Here is a 16518-nt window from a genome sequence, read left to right on the forward strand (position 1 = left end):
GTTTTTTATACTATGTTTATTAGTAACAGTATTATGGGAGGTAGGCTTGCTAGGCAGTTTAGCGGTGTTGTTGATTTTGTTAGGCTAAGTAAATATAGTGAGTAGAGGTACCAGACAATTGAGCCTGAGATGGAGTATACGAGGATTGTGGTTTCTAGGGAGGATCCGATAAGTATTGGTATTGTGAATGACCCTACGCGCTGGATGTAGAGAATGATGGAAAAGTATAGAGAGAACTCTTGTTTGTTGCATACCCAAACCAAGGCAGAAAGAGGAGCTGCAATTAGTTGGTAGGCAGTTGCGGTAATTAAATATTGAGAAAGTAGGCCCGCTCTGGCCCAATTCTCTCCAAATACTATAGCAAATAAATTCTCTCCGAATAGGAGTAGTACGACAGTTAGTGGGATCGAGATTGCCGAGAGACTGCGGTAGGTCTTTTGAGTGAGTTGAGAGAGTTGTTCTGGAGTGTCTTTTAGATCGTTTGCCCTTTTGTAGAAAACTTGGCCTGTAGCTTGCGCTATGACGGATACAGGAAGTGATATTACCCGTTGGCTAAGGCTGATGAGGCCGGAGGTAGCGCTGTCGAATAGTATCGTAGCCAAGAAAATTGGGGAGTTTGCCGAAGTTGTGTTTAACAAGTCTGCCCATAGGTCGAACTTTGGGAATTTTGAATGTTTCCGAGCTGTCTCTCGGAGCTTATTTATGTTTTGGGTTTCGCTTAGGAAAAGGTGTCTCAGTATCTTTGAATCCTTTATTAAGGGTATGATGGAAAGGGCTGTAGACAGGGTTTGGGCTAGTGTAAGGCTGAGTCCTGTTGGCCATTTGATACCTGTAAGTATTGATGTTCCTGCTCTAGCGGTTGACTGGGTTATGGTGGATTTTGCTATGGAGTTGTAGCCATTTTGACTGTTCTGATAATTTGTCAGTATCGAAACGACTGAAGTCGATAGCGCGAGAACGGGAATCAATAGTGCAACTGAGATTGGAATGTCACTTGGAAGTGCATTCGTATACCATAAAAGTGGTAGAATAGTTAGGAAAACGATAAAAGAAATCGCCGCCAGACTTAGCGCTAGTTGCACTAGTCGTATCTTTTCGATTCTTGTGTTCGTAGTGACGATTGCAAATTGATAGCGTAGAGTCGAAAAGACTGCTAATGATGCAGCTGTGGAAGCCGCGAAGGCAGCTACTCCAAAGGCATCGGGAGAGTACAGTCTGGTGAGGGCCACATTGGAGAGCAGGGCTATTATTTGTGCTGCGGTTGTGCTGCTAGCCAGTTTCGCTATATTCGAGAGAAATGCTCGGTTGTTTGAAGAAGAGCTCACTCGGTTCGGAATCAAAGGGTGTTTATTGTGGCTTTTGAGAATGGAAAGAAGGCCTCAGTCACAGTGTTCGAGCAAGTGACTCAAAATTTTTATTGAAGCGTTTCCCGTGCCGTATTCGTCTATGGTTTTCTTGTGTTTGGATGGACCTGTTGCTTTTAAACTTTCAAGAATACGATTCTTGCTTGCTCCTGCGAGTTGATTCCAGCCAGCGGTCACGGTTTCAATCCATTCCGTTTCGTCTCTTAGTGTTATGCATTCTGTTTTGTGGAAGTATGCTTCTTTTTGCATGCCGCCCGAATCGGTTAGGACGGCTATGGCGTTCTTAATCAGAATCTGTGTGTCGAGGTAAGATGTCGGAGGGATTATTAGGACATCCTTATTGAATTTGAGTTGGTGTTTCGTGAGTGCAATATCTGTTCTCGGATGGATAGGAAGCACAATTGTGTGGTTGCTAGAAAGTTCGTTTATAGCGGATACAATTTCCGCCAGCCTTGAATTGTTGTCGGTGTTTTCTGCTCTGTGGATGGTTGCGAAGATGAAGCTAGAAGCAGATAGGTTGAGGCTGCGGAGGGTCTTGCTTTGACTCTCTGCCTGTTTGGTGAAAGCGAGCGTGGCGTCGTACATTACATCACCGACAGGATGAACGCCCTTTGTGATTCCTTCCTTATGCAAGTTTGTTACCGATGCAGTTGTAGGACAGAAAAGCAGTGTCGAAACGTGATCGGTGAGAACCCGGTTTATTTCTTCGGGCATTTGTCTGTTGAATGAGCGTAGGCCAGCTTCTACATGGGCGACTGGAATGTGAAGCTTTGCGGCGGCAAGCGCCCCTGCGAGGGTCGAATTGGTATCGCCGTACACTAAAAGCATGTCCGGCGAGGAGTCTATAAGATGTTCTTCAATTGCTTTTAACATCTCGCCTGTCATCTGCCCGTGTGTGCCGCCCCCCAGTTTAAGGTTCTTTGTTGGCTTGGGGATTTTTAGTTCCTCGAAGAATATGGAACTCATTCTCTCGTCGTAGTGCTGTCCTGTGTGTATAATGTTTTCAATTATTTTATTATCGTTGTTGGCGTTGTGATCAACGATGGCTTTACTGACGGCGGCAGCCTTGATAAACTGTGGTCGAGCTCCGACGATTGTAGTAAGTCTCATGGTATCTGTCGAGTTTCGAGTAAATTTAGATTGTAGTGGCTAATGTGGTTTTTATGGAGTCAATATCGTTTCTTTTCAGATACGGGCTCATGGGGAGGCTCAGGCCTTGCGATGCTACTTTTTCGGTGATTGGGAAGTCGCCCTTTTTGTGGTTAAGGTAGGCGAAGACGGGTTGCAGGTGAAGAGGTGTGGCGTAGTAGCTGACGGAGGGGATGCCTTGGTCTTTCAGCTGTTGGTTGAGGGTGTCGGGTTTTGGGGTGAGAATGGTGTACTGGGCGTAGACGGAGGTGTTTTCCGGGCCGACGCGCGGAGCTTGGACTTTGGTGGTGCCTGCGAAGACTTGGTCGTAACTTTGGGCCACGGACTGGCGGAGTTTTGTTTCTTCGTCGAAGATATCCAGTTTGCAGAGGAGGATGGCGGCTTGGATGGTATCGAGACGTCCGTTTAGGCCGAGCAATGGATGGTGGTGTTTTTGGGCTTGGCCGTGGACGCGGATCTGGCGCATGCGTTGGGCGAGGTCGTCGTTGTCTGTGAAGAGGGCCCCGCCGTCTCCGTAGCACCCTAGAGGCTTGGAGGGGAAGAAGGAGGTGCTGCCGATAGTGGAGAGTCCGCAGGAGCGCTTGCCGTGGTGGGTGGCGCCGAAGCTTTGGGCGGCGTCTTCGATGACGGCGAGGTTCCCGTGTTTGGCGGCGATTTGGTTGATCGCGGTCATGTTTGCGGTTTGGCCAAAGATGCCGACGGGTATGATGGCTTTGGTTTTGGGGGTGATGGCGGCTTCGAGTTTTGCGGGGTCCATGTTCCAGGTGTCTTCTTCGATGTCGACGAAGACGGGGGTGGCGCCGATCAGGGCGATCATTTCGGCGGTTGAGATCCAGGTGTAGGGGACGGTGATGACCTCATCACCCGCACCGATGCCGAGGGCCATCATGGCGATGAGGAGGGAGTCGGTCCCGCTGGCAACGCCGATGCAGTGCTTAACGCCGACGTAGTTGGCTAGACGTTCTTCGAGTTCTTGGACCTCGGGGCCCATGATGTATTTGCCGTGTTCGAGGACGCGTGCGATGGCGACGTCGATTTGCGGTTTGATGCGGTCTTGCTGCGCTTTGAGATCGATGAAAGGGACCATTGTAAATCTGGGAGACTAGGAGTTGGTTTGCTGTTTAAATTCGTCGTAGCTGCGTTCGCCTTTGCTGAGGGAGTCTGGTAGTGGCTGGTCTTCGGTTAAGTCGAGGCAGGTGAGGGCGCCGTCTTTTTCTTGGTAGCGGTAGCCGCTTTCCGGGCAGGTCATGATGCCCGCAGCGTCCGGATTCTTGAGGATGTGTCCGTGGCGGCTCATCCAGCCCGCTTTCTTGCCGGGAACGCCGACAATGAGGGCGTAGTCGGGCACGTCCTTCGCGACGACGGCGCCGGCGGCGATGAAGCAGTAGCGGCCGAGGGTGATGCCGCAGACGATGGTGGCGTTTGCTCCGATGGTGGAGCCGCGGCGGATGAGCGTTTTTTCGTAGAGGTTGCGGCGGATTACTTGGGACCGCGGGTTGGTGACGTTGGTCAGCACGCAGGATGGGCCTAGGAAGACATCGTCTTCGATGACGGTGCCAGTGTAGATGGCGACGTTGTTTTGCACTTTGACGTTGTCGCCGACAACGACCTCGTCGGAGACCATGGTATTTTGTCCGAAGCTGCAGTTTTGGCCGATGCGGGCTTTGGAGAATACGTGGGCGAAGTGCCAGATCTTTGAGTTGTCTCCGATCTGGGCGCCTTGGTCGACGATGGCAGTGGGGTGGGCGTAGAAGGAACTCATAGCATCATGAGGCGTTCGAGTGTAGTGACGACGTCGATACCGTTTTGCCCATCGGAGATGGGCGTGGTGCGGCTAGCGACGCAGTCGAGGAAGTGCTGGAGCTCGAGCTTGAGGGGTGGCTCGGTGCCTTCGAAGACGACTTTGCTGCCTTGGTCGCAGTTGTTGAGATCGGCGTCTATGGTCTTGTTGTGATAGGTGACACGGCTGTTGATTTCGTCGAATAAGAGCATACCCTTTTCGCCTACAATGGTCAGTTGGCGACGGTTTTCCGGCCAAATCCAGGAGTTGTGCAGGTGGGCTTTGACGCCGTCGACGAATTGCATGTGCACATAGACGTCGTCCTCGACTGTTTTCTGCAGTCCGCAATGGCCGGAGGCAAAGATGTGCTTTGGCTGTTCGCCAACTAGATAGAGTAGGACGGCGATGTCGTGGACCCCGAGGCTCCAGGTGACGTTCTCTACATAGCGGGCGCGGCCCAGTTTTTTGCGTTCTTGGTGGAGGTGGTAGAGCTTGCCCAGCTTGCCTTCCGAGATGAACTTTTTTATGAACTGGATAGCAGGTTGGTAGAGTAGGAGGTGGCCGACCATCAGGATGCGGTTGTTTCGCTCTGCAAGGGCTTGCAGAGCGATGGCCTCCTTGGAGGCGAGGGTCATTGGCTTTTCAACGAAGACGTCCTTGCCGTTTTCGAGAAAGTAGCTGGCGACTTCGTGGTGGGTTGGGGCTGGTGTAGCGATGGCCACTGCATCGATCTGGTCGAGTGGGACCTGGTGGTAGTCGTCGTAGATGGGGATCTTCGGGAGCTGCTCTTTGAACTTGGCTTGAAGGTCTGGATGGGACTCGGCAATGCAAACGAGGGCTCTCAGTTGCTCGAAGTTGTTAACGAGATTTTTGCCCCAGTTTCCTGCTCCGATTACAGCTACGTTGGATGAATTCTCAGACATGAATAGGTAGCGTTACGCTTTGTAATATTTTGAAGGCGTATTGGTGATGCAATTACGAGTGTCGATCAGGGGGCATTTGAACTTCGAGAAGTTAAAACTTTTGTACTCATCGTGATGGGTGGCAAGGAGGATGCAGTCGTAATCGTCCGTGATTTCCACTGATTTGCGTCCGGCCAAGTCTGGGTGTTCGCGGGAAGGTTGTATTTCTGGGACGTGGGGATCGTTGAAGGAAACTTCGGCGCCACGCGTTTCAAGTTTTTCTAGCAGGACGTAACTGGGGGATTCACGGGCGTCGTCGACGTTTGGCTTGTAGGCGATGCCGAGTAGGAGGATGCGAGAGCCATTGATGGATTTCTTTTCCGCGTTTAGTGCGTCAGAGACTTTGGATACAACGTAGTCGGGCATGGCGGTGTTGATCTCGCCAGCCAGCTCTATGAAACGAGTGTGCTGGTCAACTTCGCGTGCTTTCCAAGTCAGGTAGAAGGGATCGATGGGAATGCAGTGCCCGCCGAGGCCGGGGCCGGGGTAGAAAGGCATGTAGCCGAAGGGTTTTGTGGCGGCGGCGTTTATGACTTCCCAGACGTCGATGCCCATCTTGTCGTAGACGACTTTGAGCTCGTTGACCAACGCGATGTTGACGGAGCGAAAGATGTTTTCGGTGAGTTTGGTGGCTTCGGCGATGCGGCAGGAAGGGACGGGATGGACGGCGTCGAGAGCCTTGCTGTAGAGAGCGACGCATTTGTCGAGACAGACTTGAGTGTAGCCGCCCATTACCTTGGGGATGGTCTTGACGCTGTGGTCAGTGCGGCCTGGGTCTTCGCGTTCTGGAGAGAAGGCGAGGTGAAAGTCTTTACCGGCTGTAAGACCAGAGCCTTCTTCGAGGATGGGGCGGAGTTCGTCTTCGGTGGTTCCGGGGTAGGTGGTGCTCTCGAGCACGACGAGTTTGTTGGGGGTTCCTTTGTTGAGGTAGGGGGCGATGGAGCGGCCGGTGGCAAGTACGTAGGAGAGATCCGGCTCTCGGTATTTGTTTAGCGGGGTGGGGACGCAGATGATGATGGCTTCCACTTCCTCGATGCGACTAAAATCAGTGCTGGCTTCGAATAAGCCTTGGTCCACGATTGGAGCGATATCGTCGGAACTGATGTGCTTTATATAGCTCTTTCCGCTGTTGAGCTTGTCGACTTGCGTTTTGTTGACGTCGAGTCCGATTACTTTGACGTCAGATTGGCAAAATCGAATTGAGAGAGGGAGGCCGACATAGCCGAGTCCTACGATTGCTATATTTTTCATGCAGAAGTGCGTGGATTGTGAAATTAGATTACGGTTGGTTTGCTTTTGTCGCCTAGGAATTTTGAGACGAAGGGCAGGACGAGGTCGGCCTTTTTGCTCCAGGTGCGGATGGTGGCAAGTTGGTCTTGGTATTCGCCTAGTTCTGTTTTTCGGGTCTGGTTTTGGATGGCTTTTAGCTGTTCAGCGCCGGATGCGAGCTGGGGTTTAATGCGCTCTTTTATCAAACCGTCAGCGATGCGGCGGAGGCTGGTTTCGGCTTTGAAGTGGTCGCGGCGGTCGCCGGGGATGTAAGTGGGGTTTAGGGCGTTGATGCTGCGCAGGAAGCGGATGCCTTGGCTAGCGGAGCCTTTGCTGATTTGCAGTTGCTCGATGACGTCGTCGAGAGCGAGAGGCGCATCGGTCGCGAAAAAGAGGCCGTAGATTTCGCCGATGGATTTGGGGATACCGAAGGCTTGGGCGGCGTTCACGAAGTAGGCGATGATGGCGTCGCGCGTTTCGCTGGATGGGGCTTCACTGTAATTCGCCATTGAAGATTTAAAAATTAATAATGGTTGGTCGCGTTGCTCCTGTGTCGGCGTCGCCTCGGTAGAAGATCGAGAAGGTCGCGTGATGGGAAATGCGGGAAGTACTGAAGGTTGGTTCAGGGAGTTCAAGAAAAAATGAACACGGCCGCGGATGCGGCCGATCGGTTATCGGTGATCCGGTAATCTAGGATCGGGATTGGCAAAGTGTGTGGACGTGCATTAACCGCTGAGTACGCTAGGGGCACGGAGTTTTGGTGGTTAGGTTGGCCAGCGGCCAAATAGGTGTCGCTGGGCGACGTGAGGTTTGTTTTTTGTCACCAAGATGCGCGAAGAGTCGGGTTGTATCTGGCCTTCGCTACAACGAAGGCGGTCGCGTAATGTGTGGTTGTTTCGGGGAGGAATTGTCAGGTCGGCTTCGCCGAGCAGGTGCCTACGGCACGTAGGGTGGGGGGAGTTTGGGTTCTGCGACGGAGGATGTTTGGGTGGAAATTGGGTGGCCCATGGGGAGTCAAATCCAGGGCCAGAGGCGTAGGCCGGGGATTTTTCGGAAATGCTGGTCGAAGGTGACCAAAGTGGAGCCCGATTCGATGCAGGCACTGGCGATCCAGATGTCGTTTATGGGAATTGGGCTACCGGCGCGTTTGAGCTGGTCTTGGGTTTCGCCGTATATCTGTGCGGTCTCCAGGGTTGGGAGCCAGAAATCGACAGTGGGTTTGTTCAAGAAGGCTTTGAGCTGACTTAGGTTTTCTTGGAGTTTGCTGCCGCCTCGAAAACCGTAGTGGAGTTCGCCGATCACGAACAGGGGCAGGTACACGGTGGTTGCGCTGGCAAGGGTGTCGAGGACCTTTTCGTCGCCCTTCATGAAGGCGCTGTAGGCATTGGTGTCTAAGGTGATCTTTGCCATCTACCGCTCCCAGTCGCTGGAATTGACAGTCTGAACTTTGCTCGTGCGCTCGTCGAAGGCTGATGCGTCCTCTTGGGACCAGCTGCCGAAGAGGTCGGTGAAGTCGGATCTGTGGTCTTCTATTGCCTTTCTGTCCAAGCCCAAGCTGGTGCGTAGGATGGATTTCACTGTTCGGTTGAGCGAGGTTCCGTCTCTGCGGGCTCGCTTTTCGAGTTGCTCGGCCAGATCAGCATCTAGTTTGTGAATTGTGATTGATTTCATGGTTCATGAATGGATGAAGGAGTGAACCACGTCAATGTTTCTGCATAGTCTGGCTTTCTGGAGGACAGCGGGGTGGCGCTTACGGGGAGTGTCAGGTTGGCCTGCGGCCAATTAGGTGTCGCTGGGCGACGAGAAGTTTTCTAGCCACGGATTTCACAGAGGACAGGGAAGGATGAGGGGGCATGCGAATCGGTTTTGGTATGGGTCGTCGCCTGAGGGTTGATTCTGCAGGGCGGACGGAGTGGCATCCGCCGCTCCAAGAAAGTGGAGAGGGGTTTTACCTTCGATTTGGGATTTTATATTTTCAATAGCGAGTGGTGCGAATGCCTTTGGAGTTGCCTTGGTGGGGCTTTGTTAGATGGGTCGTGCGGTGCGTGTTTTGATTACAGGGATTGCTGGTTTCATTGGCTCGAACTTGGCCTTGCGCTTGCAGGCGGCGGGCTGGGATGTGTCGGGAGTGGACGCGTTTACGGACTACTATGCGGTGCCTTTGAAGCGGGATACAGTGGGGCGGCTGAAGGCTGGCGGGATCGAGGTGCTGGAGGCGGATCTGGGGGGAGGGATTTGGGAGGAGGATCTGGTTGGCGCGGCGGCCTCAGCGATGCCGCCCTACCTTGAAAACGTGGATGCGGTGGTGCACCTGGCTGCCCAGCCGGGGATTTCGGCGAAGACGCCTTGGGAGGACTACAATCGGAATAATGTGGTGGCGACGCATCGCTTGCTGGAGGCGGCGAGAGTGGCGGGAGTGAAGCGTTTTGTGAATGTGTCCTCGTCCTCCGTCTATGGCCTGCGGGCGATGGATTCGGAGGTGGGTGAGCCGAAACCGGCTTCGTGGTATGGGGAAACGAAGTTGGCGGCGGAGTTGGAGGTGATGGGAGCCCATCGCTTGAATGGGTTTCCTGCTTGTTCGCTGCGCTTGTTTTCGGTGTACGGGGAACGGGAGCGGCCGGATAAGCTGTTTCCGCGGCTGATTCGAGCGATCGCGAAGGACGAGGAGTTTCCGTTGTTCGAGGGTAGCTGGGAACATCAACGGTCCTTCACTTATGTGGGCGACATTTGCGAGGCGATCTCTTGCGTTTTGGGAAACTGGGAGAAGGTCGAGGGAGAGATTTTCAACGTGGGTACGGATCAGTGCTTTACCACAGGGGAAGCGATCGAGACGGTGCAGGAGATCATGGGGAAGAAGGCTCGGATCGAGGTCTTGCCTCCGCGTCCGGGAGATCAGGCGGCCACGCATGCGAATATTGAGAAGGTCCGCAATACTTTGGGGTGGGAGCCGCGGACGTCGTTGCGGGAAGGCTTGGAGCGGATGGTGAAATGGTACCGGGCCGAGGTTGAGGGGAAGCTTGATTGGCGGTAGGTTCTCCCTTTAGGGGCACGAAGGATCATGATGTAGGGCGACAGGCGGAAGTGGGGTGACCGCAAAAAACGCTAATGTTCGCGAAATCGTTCGGAAGGTTGGTTTTTTTTAATCGCTGTCCGTCCATCGCCTAAGGTGATGGAGGATTGGAAAACAGGAGAGAAGGGCTTTTCACTTTTTGGTGGCTGTAGTTCGCTGACGCGTCAGGCTTCGTAGTGAGGTGCCTATGGATTTTCAGTTGGTGACAAACAAGGTTTTGCAGAGCTTTGATGAGCAAGGAGTCCGATATGCTTTGATTGGGGGCTACTGGGTGACTATTTCGCTCTTTTTGATCGGGGTGAGATTTTAAAGAGTTTGAAGGAGGTGTATTGTGGCTAGGTTGAGCAGGGAGGAAAAGGGGGAGTTTCTCCAGGATTCGCTTTCGGAGGACCGTCGGGAGGAGTTTCGGGCCTTGGAGGCGGGGGCGAGAAGGCCGTTGTCGGTGGAGGAGCTGAACGCGTTTTTGAATTGGGCTCAGCAATTTATGACGAAGGATGTTTCGAAGCGAGGTCCGATAAGGGGAGACCGGTTTTTGCTGTAGGGGCGGAAGGTTGGCCTTAGCGACCGCGAGCTTGGCTTGAAGATTCGGCGTGCCCGGCGGTCACGCCCTACCTTCATTCGGGACTCGGGGTGTCCGGCGGTTGCGGCCTACCTTTGGCGGAGACTGCCTTGCTCCAGCTGCTCGAGGAAGAGGGGGTAGGTTTTTTCGATGCCTTCTTCGAGGGGGATCTGGGCGGTCCAGCCGAGATCGCGCAGGCGGGAGACGTCCATGAGCTTGCGGGGGGTGCCGTCGGGCTTGCTGAGGTCGTTGACGATCTGGCCGGTGTAGCCGACGGTCTTTGCTACGAGTTCGGCGATTTGCTTGATGCTGTGCTCGACGCCGGTGCCGGCGTTCAAGATGCTGGGTGGGTCTTGTAGTTGAAGGGCGAATACTATGGCGTCGGCTAGGTCGTCGGCGTGCATGAGCTCGCGCAGGGGAGTTCCGGTTCCCCACATGGTGACTTCGGGGGCCTGGGCTTCCTTGGCTTCGTGGAAGCGGCGGATGAGGGCGGGCAGGAGGTGGGAGTTGTCGGGGTGGTAGTTGTCGCCGGGGCCGTAGAGGTTGGTGGGCATGAGGGAGTGGTAGAGGACTCCGTATTGCTTGCGGTAGTACTCGCAGAGCTTGAGGCCGGCGATCTTGGCGATGGCGTAGGCTTCGTTGGTGGGCTCCAGCGGGGAGGTGAGCAGGCAGTCCTCGCGCAGGGGTTGGGGCGCCAGCTTGGGGTAGATGCAGGAGGAGCCAAGGAAGAGGAATCTGGATACGCCGCTCTGGTAGGCGGCGTGAATGGTATTGCTGGCGATGGCTAGGTTCTGGTAGCCGAAGTCGGCGGGGTAGGTATTGTTAGCGTGGATACCGCCGACTTTGGCGGCGGCCATGACCACGACGTCGGGCTGGTGGGCTTGGAAGAAGGCTTCGACGTCGGCTTGGCGGGTGAGGTCGAGCTCGGAGGAGGATGCAGTGATCGTGTTAGTGAAGCCGAGGGCGTGGAGGCGACGGATGACGGCGGAGCCGACCATGCCGTTGTGGCCGGCGACGTAGATCTTGGAAGAGGGAGTCATGTGAGACGGGAATTGTCAGGTCGGCCTGCGGCCGATTAGGTGTCGCTGCGCGACGGTAGGTTTGGGTGGTAGGCTCTTTTGACTTGGAGCTTGGGGGCGCCGAAGTTGAGGAGCAGGCCGGTTTGGAGGTTTGCGGCTTTGATGTAGTTAATAAGTTGGGCGTGGTGTTCTGGTGCTAGGGCGGTTAGTGCCTTGAGTTCTAGGATGAGAGTGTCGTCGACTAGGATGTCGGCGAAAAATTCTCCAACTAGATGACCTCGGAAGTGCACGTCTATGGGGTGCTGTTGAGAGACTTTGAAACCGTCTTCGGTGAGAGCGATGGCGAGACTGTTCTCAAATATCTTCTCGTTGAAACCGTGTCCTAGCTCGGCATGAACTTGGTGGGCGATGGTTATGATTTTGGACGTAACAGGGTCTTGGATCATGAGGGAGTTGGGTTCTGGGGATTGTCAGGTTGGCCTGCGGCCAAATAGGTGCCGCGGGGCGGCAGAGGTTCTTATTTGAATAACCTTCTCGACGAAGTCGACCTACTTTGGCGAAAGCCAAACCTGACCATGCAGGCCGCGCCTAAGCGAGGGCCTTTTTGATTTTGGCTTCGTCTTGGGCGAGCTTGAGGTCGGCGTCGACCATGATCTTGACGAGCTCCTTGAACTTGACCTTGGGCTCCCAGCCGAGCTGCTTCTTGGCCTTGGCGGGGTCGCCGATGAGCAGGTCCACCTCGGCGGGGCGCTCGTAGCGGTCGTCGTAGTCGACGTACTTTTCCCAGTCGAGGTCGAGCAGGGCAAAGGTCTCTTGCACGAACTCCTTGACGGTGTGGGTCTCGTTGGTGGCGATGACGTAGTCGTCGGGCTGGTCTTGCTGCAGCATGAGCCACATCATCTCGACGTACTCCTTGGCGTAGCCCCAGTCGCGCTTGGCGTCTAGGTTGCCGAGGTAGAGCTTGTCCTGTAGGCCCATCTTGATGCGAGTGGCGGCCCGCGTGATCTTGCGGGTGACAAAGGTTTCGCCGCGGCGGGGGGACTCGTGGTTGAAGAGGATGCCCGAGCAGGCGAAGAGGTTGTAGGACTCGCGGTAGTTTACGGTGAGCCAGTGGGCGTACATCTTGGCGCAGCCGTAAGGCGAACGCGGCCAGAAGGGAGTGGTCTCGGTCTGGGGAACTTCTTGGACCTTGCCGAACATTTCCGAGGAGGAGGCTTGGTAGTATTTGGTCTTGTTGACGAGCTTGGCTTCGCGGATCGCTTCGAGGATGCGTACCGAGCCGACGCCGACGACGTCGCCGGTGTACTCGGGCACGTCGAAGGAAACGCGGACGTGGGACTGGGCTCCGAGGTTGTAGATCTCGTCAGGCTGGAGATCGTAGAGCAGCTTGACCATCTGTACGGAGTCGGCGAGGTCGCCGTAGTGCAGGAAGAGCTTAACGCCGTTGACGTGCGGGTCTTGGTAGAGGTGGTCGATGCGGGAGGTGTTGAAGGTGGAGGCCCGGCGGATAACGCCGTGGACTTCGTAACCCTTTTCTAGGAGGAGTTCTGCGAGGTAGGATCCGTCTTGTCCTGTGATGCCGGTGATGAGGGCTTTTTTCATAAATCTTTTGGCTGGATATAGGGAAAAACGGGCAAGCAAAGGGCTTCGCTGAGATTTGTCGAACAGTTCTTTGTTGGGATTACGGATGTTCGTTTTGGGTGAGCCTTCCCGTTTTTCAATAGGCTGCGGCCGGAGGAGGGACTTCTGTGTGGCATCTCCTCGCAAAAAAAAACGCCCGCCGCGGATTGCGGTGGGCGTTTGGGAAAGGCGGGCTTTCTGCCAGCAGCTGTGACGGCGTCGCGTCGCAGTTCGCTAGGGCCTAGGCGCAGCGCAGCTTGTTGGGGCGCGGCGCCCGGGTCGACTTGCTCTGCCAGTACCAGCGGGTGGGCGGCGTGGGCTCTTCCGCGGGGGCGGGCTCGGCTTCGAAGGAGCGCTGGTGGCTGGGAAGCGGGGAGCTGACATTGAGCAGGGCTTCGACGATCTCCTGGGCGTAGCCGCGTCCGAGCTCGCTGGAGGCCAGCGCGTTGATGGGGCCGCGGCTATGGTGGCGCGAGCTGAATCCGGTGACTCCGATCGCGTGGCCGGTGTCTTTGTGGATGACGATCCACCAGCTGCCGGCTCCGGAGCGGCGATCTTCGAGCATGCGGATAATAGCGGTGCAGGCCGCCTCGAGCGTGCTGTTGGCAGGACCGACCGTGGCATGTGCGAAGAAGGGATCGGCTGCTGCGAGTTCGTGCAGCTCGAACGCGTCTTCGAGGCGCGGGGTTCGGAGGATGAGTCGCTCCGTCTCGATGATCGAGGGGGGTAGCTTCTCTGATGGTCTTGCGTGTGTCATGTTTTGTTTCTCCCTAGTTGGTAAAATTGAAATGCTTTTGTTCGGGCCAAAAAAAGGCCGAACGTCTTTTGGCGTTCGGCTTGGCAGTGCGGTGGTGGATAGTGGGGCGCGTTAGCGCTGTCGCTCCGTTATCCTTTTCGCGTGCCAAGCCAGGTTCCATTGACGGCAGGCTGACGCTGCCTGTGCTGGGACCGCTTGAGTATTGAAATGTTGCTGTGTTTGAGAACGTTTCATCGATGAATTGAATGCCTTAAAGCAGTCGCCGCGCCTAAAAGGAAGTTTTTTAATGAAAAGATAAGGTTACGACGGTGACGTGCTTGTTTACGTTCTTTTAAATCGCTGTATTGCAAGGGATTCACTTCTCGGCATCGTTTTGATCAGTGATGCGAAAGTTTACGCAATGCCTCGGCCTCTTTTTTAGCAGTTTGCTTTTTGCCTCTTGGGCAGGGGCGGTGGAGCCCGAGTTTGCGAGGCTGAGGGAGGAAACCTTCGAGGCGGCCTGGAGCCAGGTGGGGGCCAGCTACTACGACGGGAGCTTCGGCGGCCTGGACTGGGATGCGGTGGGCGAACGCTATCGGGCCCGGCTTCCGCAGGCGGAGGACATGGACGAGGTGCGGGCCTTGATATCGGAGATGATCTACGAGCTAGGGGACTCCCACTTGGCGCTGGTGTCCTCCGACTACGATCCGGAGGAGCTGATCAAGCCGTGGTCGGGCGGCACGGCGGGGGTGGATGCTTGCTACGCGGGGAATCGGATCGTGTTCTACCGCGTCGATCCGGCGGGGGCTGCCTATCGGGCTGGTGTGCGAAATGGGGACGTCCTGCTGGCGGTCGATGGAGTTAAGGTGAAGGCCTTCCGGGCCATGCTCAAACGCACGGGCCAGCCGGAGCATGTGCTGAAATACAGTTTGATAACGGCGTTGCTGTCCCGCTTGCAGACGGAAGCGGGGGACCGGGTGGAGCTGGAGCTGCGCTCGCCGGGCGGTCGCAAGCGTTCCGTAGTGGTGGAGCTCGAGCGCTATCGGAGTCGGTCAACGGAACCGTTGGGCCGTTTGGGGAGGATGCCGTTGGCCTTGGAAACGGCCGTGCGCGAGGATGGGGTCGGCTACCTGCGGTTCAATCTTTGGTTTCCGGCGGTGATGCCCGAGATCAGGGAGTTTTTCGGCGAATTGCCGGCGGAGGCGCCGGGACTCGTCATCGATCTGCGGGGCAATCCGGGCGGCATGATGGTGATGGCGGGCGGTTTGGCCGGCTTGCTCCTGCAGGAGCAGGCGACCTTGGGGCGCACGACCTTGCGGTCGGGGCATATGAATGTGGTGGGCTTTCCGCAACGAAACGCCTTTGCGGGGAAGGTGGCGGTCCTGGTGGACGAGACGAGCGTTTCGACGAGCGAGGTTTTTGCCATTGGCATGCAGGAGTTGGGGCGGGTGCGAGTCTTTGGGCAGCCTACGCCGGGCGCGGCCTTGCCCTCGGTTTTCTTCGGCTTGCCCAATGGAGACTCCCTGCAAATTGCTCTGGGCGACTTCAAGACCCCGCAAGGGGTGAGCTTGGAAGCGAAGGGGGTGATGCCCGACGAAATCGTTTCCATTTCGCCAGTTGATCTTTCCCAAGGGAAGGACAGTGTTCTTTCCGCAGCTCTCAGCTGGATCCAATCAACCCACTAGCTTCTATGAAACTTCCCTCACTCTCCAAGGCCGCTGTTGCCATTGCCCTTTTAATGATGCCGTTCGCGGCGACCGTCCGCGCGGCGCTGCCTTCCGAGGTGGCTGCGGTTTTGGAGGCGAACATCGAGGCGAGCGGCGGTCGCGAGCTGATTTCCTCCATCGAGTCCTCTCGCCTGAAGGGGACCATGTCGATTCCGGCGATCGGGATGACCGGCACGACGGAGATGGCGATGAAGTCGCCCGACAAACTTTACGTGGCCCAGACGATTCCGGGGATGGGAACCATGGTGCAGGCCTACGATGGCGAAGTGGGCTGGGCCAACGACCCGATGCAAGGCTTCCGTCACCTGAGCGAAGGGGAAATCTCTTCGCTGAAGCAAAACGACAACTTTTCCGACATGCTTGCCTACGACGAAGTCTATGCTTCCGGCGAGAAGTTGGCCGACGCGGAAGTCGCGGGTCAGGCGACTTCGGTTTTGAAGCTTGTTTCCGCGGAGACGGGCTTGGAGCAAACCTGTTACTACAGCAAGGACTCCGGCCTGCTGCTGCGCATGGACATGATGGTCGACATGGGGCCGATGGGCAAGCTGCCGGCGAGCATGACGATCAAGTCCTACCAAGTGCAGGATGGCGTTTCCTTCCCCGCCGTGTTGGAGATGACGAATGCGGGCATGGTCATCAATATGACTTTCGATTCCCTGGAGATAAACCTCGAGCTGGACGATTCCCTTTTTGCTGCCCCGCAATGATAACCGAACCTATATTATATGAAGCCTATGAATCCAAAGAAACTAATCGTATCGATAATCGCATTCTTCAGCATCGCTCTCGGAGCTTCCGCAGCGCTCGAACGCCAGCCTTCGCCCGAAGGGGCTGAAGTTTATATCATTTCGCCCAAGGACGGCGAGGTGGTGGGCAAAACCTTTACGGTTCGGTTCGGCTTGAAGGGAATGGGGGTTGCTCCAGCGGGTATCAATCAAGCGAATACGGGGCACCATCATTTGCTTATCAACGCGGAATCGTTGCCTGCGATGGACATGCCGATGCCGATGTCGGACGGCCTCAAGCACTTTGGCGGCGGGCAGACCGAGGTGGAACTGACTCTGGCGCCCGGCAAGCACCGTCTGCAGCTCGTGCTGGGCGACTACTTGCACATCCCGCATCAGCCGGCAGTGATTTCCAAGGAAATCACGGTGACGGTTAAGTAAGGGAGAGCGAAGGGCGGTTTCGCCTCGCTCCTCGAGAAAACGCTTTGCAGCGCCTGTCCGGATTTCGGGCAGGCGCTTTTTTGGAGGCGAACGCGAT

Annotated in this window: 17 protein-coding genes; 4 read left to right on the forward strand and 13 right to left on the reverse strand. The window is 55.7% G+C overall.

What is annotated here, in order from left to right; genetic code table 11:
- Positions 1-5 precede the first annotated feature (5 nt).
- The 9 genes from QEH57_RS09100 to QEH57_RS09140 form a co-directional block, all read right to left on the reverse strand.
- Positions 6-1325, reverse strand: a complete 1320-nt coding sequence (locus QEH57_RS09100) for an oligosaccharide flippase family protein (protein WP_309006410.1) — start codon at positions 1323-1325, stop codon at positions 6-8.
- A gap of 54 nt (positions 1326-1379) precedes the next feature.
- Positions 1380-2474: a UDP-N-acetylglucosamine 2-epimerase (non-hydrolyzing) gene (gene wecB, locus QEH57_RS09105; RefSeq protein ID WP_309006411.1), complete on the reverse strand. Its 1095-nt coding sequence runs from the start codon at positions 2472-2474 to the stop codon at positions 1380-1382.
- Between the two features lie 25 nt (positions 2475-2499).
- A complete protein-coding gene (locus QEH57_RS09110; RefSeq protein WP_309006412.1) occupies positions 2500-3600 on the reverse strand; it encodes a DegT/DnrJ/EryC1/StrS family aminotransferase in 1101 nt (366 codons plus the stop codon).
- A 15-nt stretch (positions 3601-3615) separates the two neighbouring features.
- Positions 3616-4275, reverse strand: a complete 660-nt coding sequence (locus tag QEH57_RS09115; RefSeq protein WP_309006413.1) for an acyltransferase — start codon at positions 4273-4275, stop codon at positions 3616-3618.
- Positions 4272-5216 (reverse strand): Gfo/Idh/MocA family oxidoreductase, encoded by a 945-nt coding sequence (locus QEH57_RS09120; protein WP_309006414.1) that lies wholly within the window; start codon positions 5214-5216, stop codon positions 4272-4274. The genes QEH57_RS09115 and QEH57_RS09120 overlap by 4 nt, the downstream gene beginning before the upstream one ends.
- A 12-nt stretch (positions 5217-5228) precedes the next feature.
- Positions 5229-6506: a nucleotide sugar dehydrogenase gene (locus QEH57_RS09125; protein WP_309006415.1), complete on the reverse strand. Its 1278-nt coding sequence runs from the start codon at positions 6504-6506 to the stop codon at positions 5229-5231.
- A gap of 23 nt (positions 6507-6529) precedes the next feature.
- A complete protein-coding gene (locus tag QEH57_RS09130; RefSeq protein WP_309006416.1) occupies positions 6530-7033 on the reverse strand; it encodes a hypothetical protein in 504 nt (167 codons plus the stop codon).
- Between the two features lie 505 nt (positions 7034-7538).
- The gene (locus tag QEH57_RS09135; protein ID WP_309006417.1) at positions 7539-7934 is read right to left on the reverse strand and encodes a type II toxin-antitoxin system VapC family toxin; all 396 of its coding nucleotides are present in this window, start codon (positions 7932-7934) and stop codon (positions 7539-7541) included.
- Entirely contained in the window at positions 7935-8195 is a 261-nt protein-coding gene (locus QEH57_RS09140; protein WP_309006418.1) for a hypothetical protein, read from the reverse strand. It lies immediately after the preceding gene.
- A 379-nt stretch (positions 8196-8574) separates the two neighbouring features.
- Between QEH57_RS09140 and QEH57_RS09145 the strand changes: the two genes are divergently transcribed.
- Complete coding sequence (locus QEH57_RS09145; RefSeq protein ID WP_309006419.1) at positions 8575-9555, forward strand: NAD-dependent epimerase/dehydratase family protein; 981 nt, start codon at positions 8575-8577, stop codon at positions 9553-9555.
- Positions 9556-10242: 687 nt separating this feature from the next.
- Here the strand turns inward: QEH57_RS09145 and QEH57_RS09150 are convergent.
- The 4 genes from QEH57_RS09150 to QEH57_RS09165 all read right to left on the reverse strand — a co-directional run bounded on the left by QEH57_RS09150 (position 10243) and on the right by QEH57_RS09165 (position 13549).
- Positions 10243-11193 carry a GDP-L-fucose synthase gene (locus QEH57_RS09150; protein ID WP_309006420.1) on the reverse strand — a complete coding sequence of 317 codons (951 nt, stop codon included), beginning with the start codon at positions 11191-11193 and terminating at the stop codon, positions 10243-10245.
- Positions 11194-11228: 35 nt separating this feature from the next.
- Complete coding sequence (locus QEH57_RS09155; RefSeq protein WP_309006421.1) at positions 11229-11618, reverse strand: GxxExxY protein; 390 nt, start codon at positions 11616-11618, stop codon at positions 11229-11231.
- A gap of 142 nt (positions 11619-11760) precedes the next feature.
- The gene (gene gmd / locus QEH57_RS09160; protein ID WP_309006422.1) at positions 11761-12774 is read right to left on the reverse strand and encodes a GDP-mannose 4,6-dehydratase; all 1014 of its coding nucleotides are present in this window, start codon (positions 12772-12774) and stop codon (positions 11761-11763) included.
- 259 nt (positions 12775-13033) lie between these two features.
- Positions 13034-13549 carry a GNAT family N-acetyltransferase gene (locus tag QEH57_RS09165; RefSeq protein WP_309006423.1) on the reverse strand — a complete coding sequence of 172 codons (516 nt, stop codon included), beginning with the start codon at positions 13547-13549 and terminating at the stop codon, positions 13034-13036.
- Between the two features lie 383 nt (positions 13550-13932).
- On the opposite strand from QEH57_RS09165, the gene QEH57_RS09170 reads away from it, so the two are divergent.
- From QEH57_RS09170 to QEH57_RS09180, 3 genes are read left to right on the forward strand one after another with little or no spacing between them, the layout of a single operon-like run.
- Positions 13933-15213, forward strand: coding sequence for a S41 family peptidase (locus tag QEH57_RS09170; protein WP_309006424.1), 1281 nt, complete (start codon positions 13933-13935; stop codon positions 15211-15213).
- Between the two features lie 5 nt (positions 15214-15218).
- On the forward strand, positions 15219-15962 hold the full coding sequence (locus QEH57_RS09175) for a hypothetical protein (RefSeq protein WP_309006425.1): 744 nt from the start codon (positions 15219-15221) through the stop codon (positions 15960-15962).
- 18 nt (positions 15963-15980) lie between these two features.
- The gene (locus QEH57_RS09180; RefSeq protein ID WP_343224767.1) at positions 15981-16421 is read left to right on the forward strand and encodes a DUF4399 domain-containing protein; all 441 of its coding nucleotides are present in this window, start codon (positions 15981-15983) and stop codon (positions 16419-16421) included.
- Positions 16422-16518 lie beyond the last annotated feature (97 nt).

Source organism: Pelagicoccus sp. SDUM812005, assembly GCF_031127875.1.
Classification (GTDB): domain Bacteria; phylum Verrucomicrobiota; class Verrucomicrobiia; order Opitutales; family Opitutaceae; genus Pelagicoccus.

What these genes read in the sequence shown, in the direction of transcription:
- wecB (WP_309006411.1), bottom strand. Translation starts at nt 2,474, where the DNA reads ATGAGACTTACTACAATCGTCGGAGCTCGACCACAGTTTATCAAGGCT.
- QEH57_RS09110 (WP_309006412.1), bottom strand. Translation starts at nt 3,600, where the DNA reads ATGGTCCCTTTCATCGATCTCAAAGCGCAGCAAGACCGCATCAAACCG.
- QEH57_RS09115 (WP_309006413.1), bottom strand. Translation starts at nt 4,275, where the DNA reads ATGAGTTCCTTCTACGCCCACCCCACTGCCATCGTCGACCAAGGCGCC.
- QEH57_RS09120 (WP_309006414.1), bottom strand. Translation starts at nt 5,216, where the DNA reads ATGTCTGAGAATTCATCCAACGTAGCTGTAATCGGAGCAGGAAACTGG.
- QEH57_RS09125 (WP_309006415.1), bottom strand. Translation starts at nt 6,506, where the DNA reads ATGAAAAATATAGCAATCGTAGGACTCGGCTATGTCGGCCTCCCTCTC.
- QEH57_RS09130 (WP_309006416.1), bottom strand. Translation starts at nt 7,033, where the DNA reads ATGGCGAATTACAGTGAAGCCCCATCCAGCGAAACGCGCGACGCCATC.
- QEH57_RS09135 (WP_309006417.1), bottom strand. Translation starts at nt 7,934, where the DNA reads ATGGCAAAGATCACCTTAGACACCAATGCCTACAGCGCCTTCATGAAG.
- QEH57_RS09140 (WP_309006418.1), bottom strand. Translation starts at nt 8,195, where the DNA reads ATGAAATCAATCACAATTCACAAACTAGATGCTGATCTGGCCGAGCAA.
- QEH57_RS09150 (WP_309006420.1), bottom strand. Translation starts at nt 11,193, where the DNA reads ATGACTCCCTCTTCCAAGATCTACGTCGCCGGCCACAACGGCATGGTC.
- QEH57_RS09155 (WP_309006421.1), bottom strand. Translation starts at nt 11,618, where the DNA reads ATGATCCAAGACCCTGTTACGTCCAAAATCATAACCATCGCCCACCAA.
- gmd (WP_309006422.1), bottom strand. Translation starts at nt 12,774, where the DNA reads ATGAAAAAAGCCCTCATCACCGGCATCACAGGACAAGACGGATCCTAC.
- QEH57_RS09165 (WP_309006423.1), bottom strand. Translation starts at nt 13,549, where the DNA reads ATGACACACGCAAGACCATCAGAGAAGCTACCCCCCTCGATCATCGAG.
- QEH57_RS09170 (WP_309006424.1), top strand. Translation starts at nt 13,933, where the DNA reads ATGCGAAAGTTTACGCAATGCCTCGGCCTCTTTTTTAGCAGTTTGCTT.
- QEH57_RS09175 (WP_309006425.1), top strand. Translation starts at nt 15,219, where the DNA reads ATGAAACTTCCCTCACTCTCCAAGGCCGCTGTTGCCATTGCCCTTTTA.
- QEH57_RS09180 (WP_343224767.1), top strand. Translation starts at nt 15,981, where the DNA reads ATGAAGCCTATGAATCCAAAGAAACTAATCGTATCGATAATCGCATTC.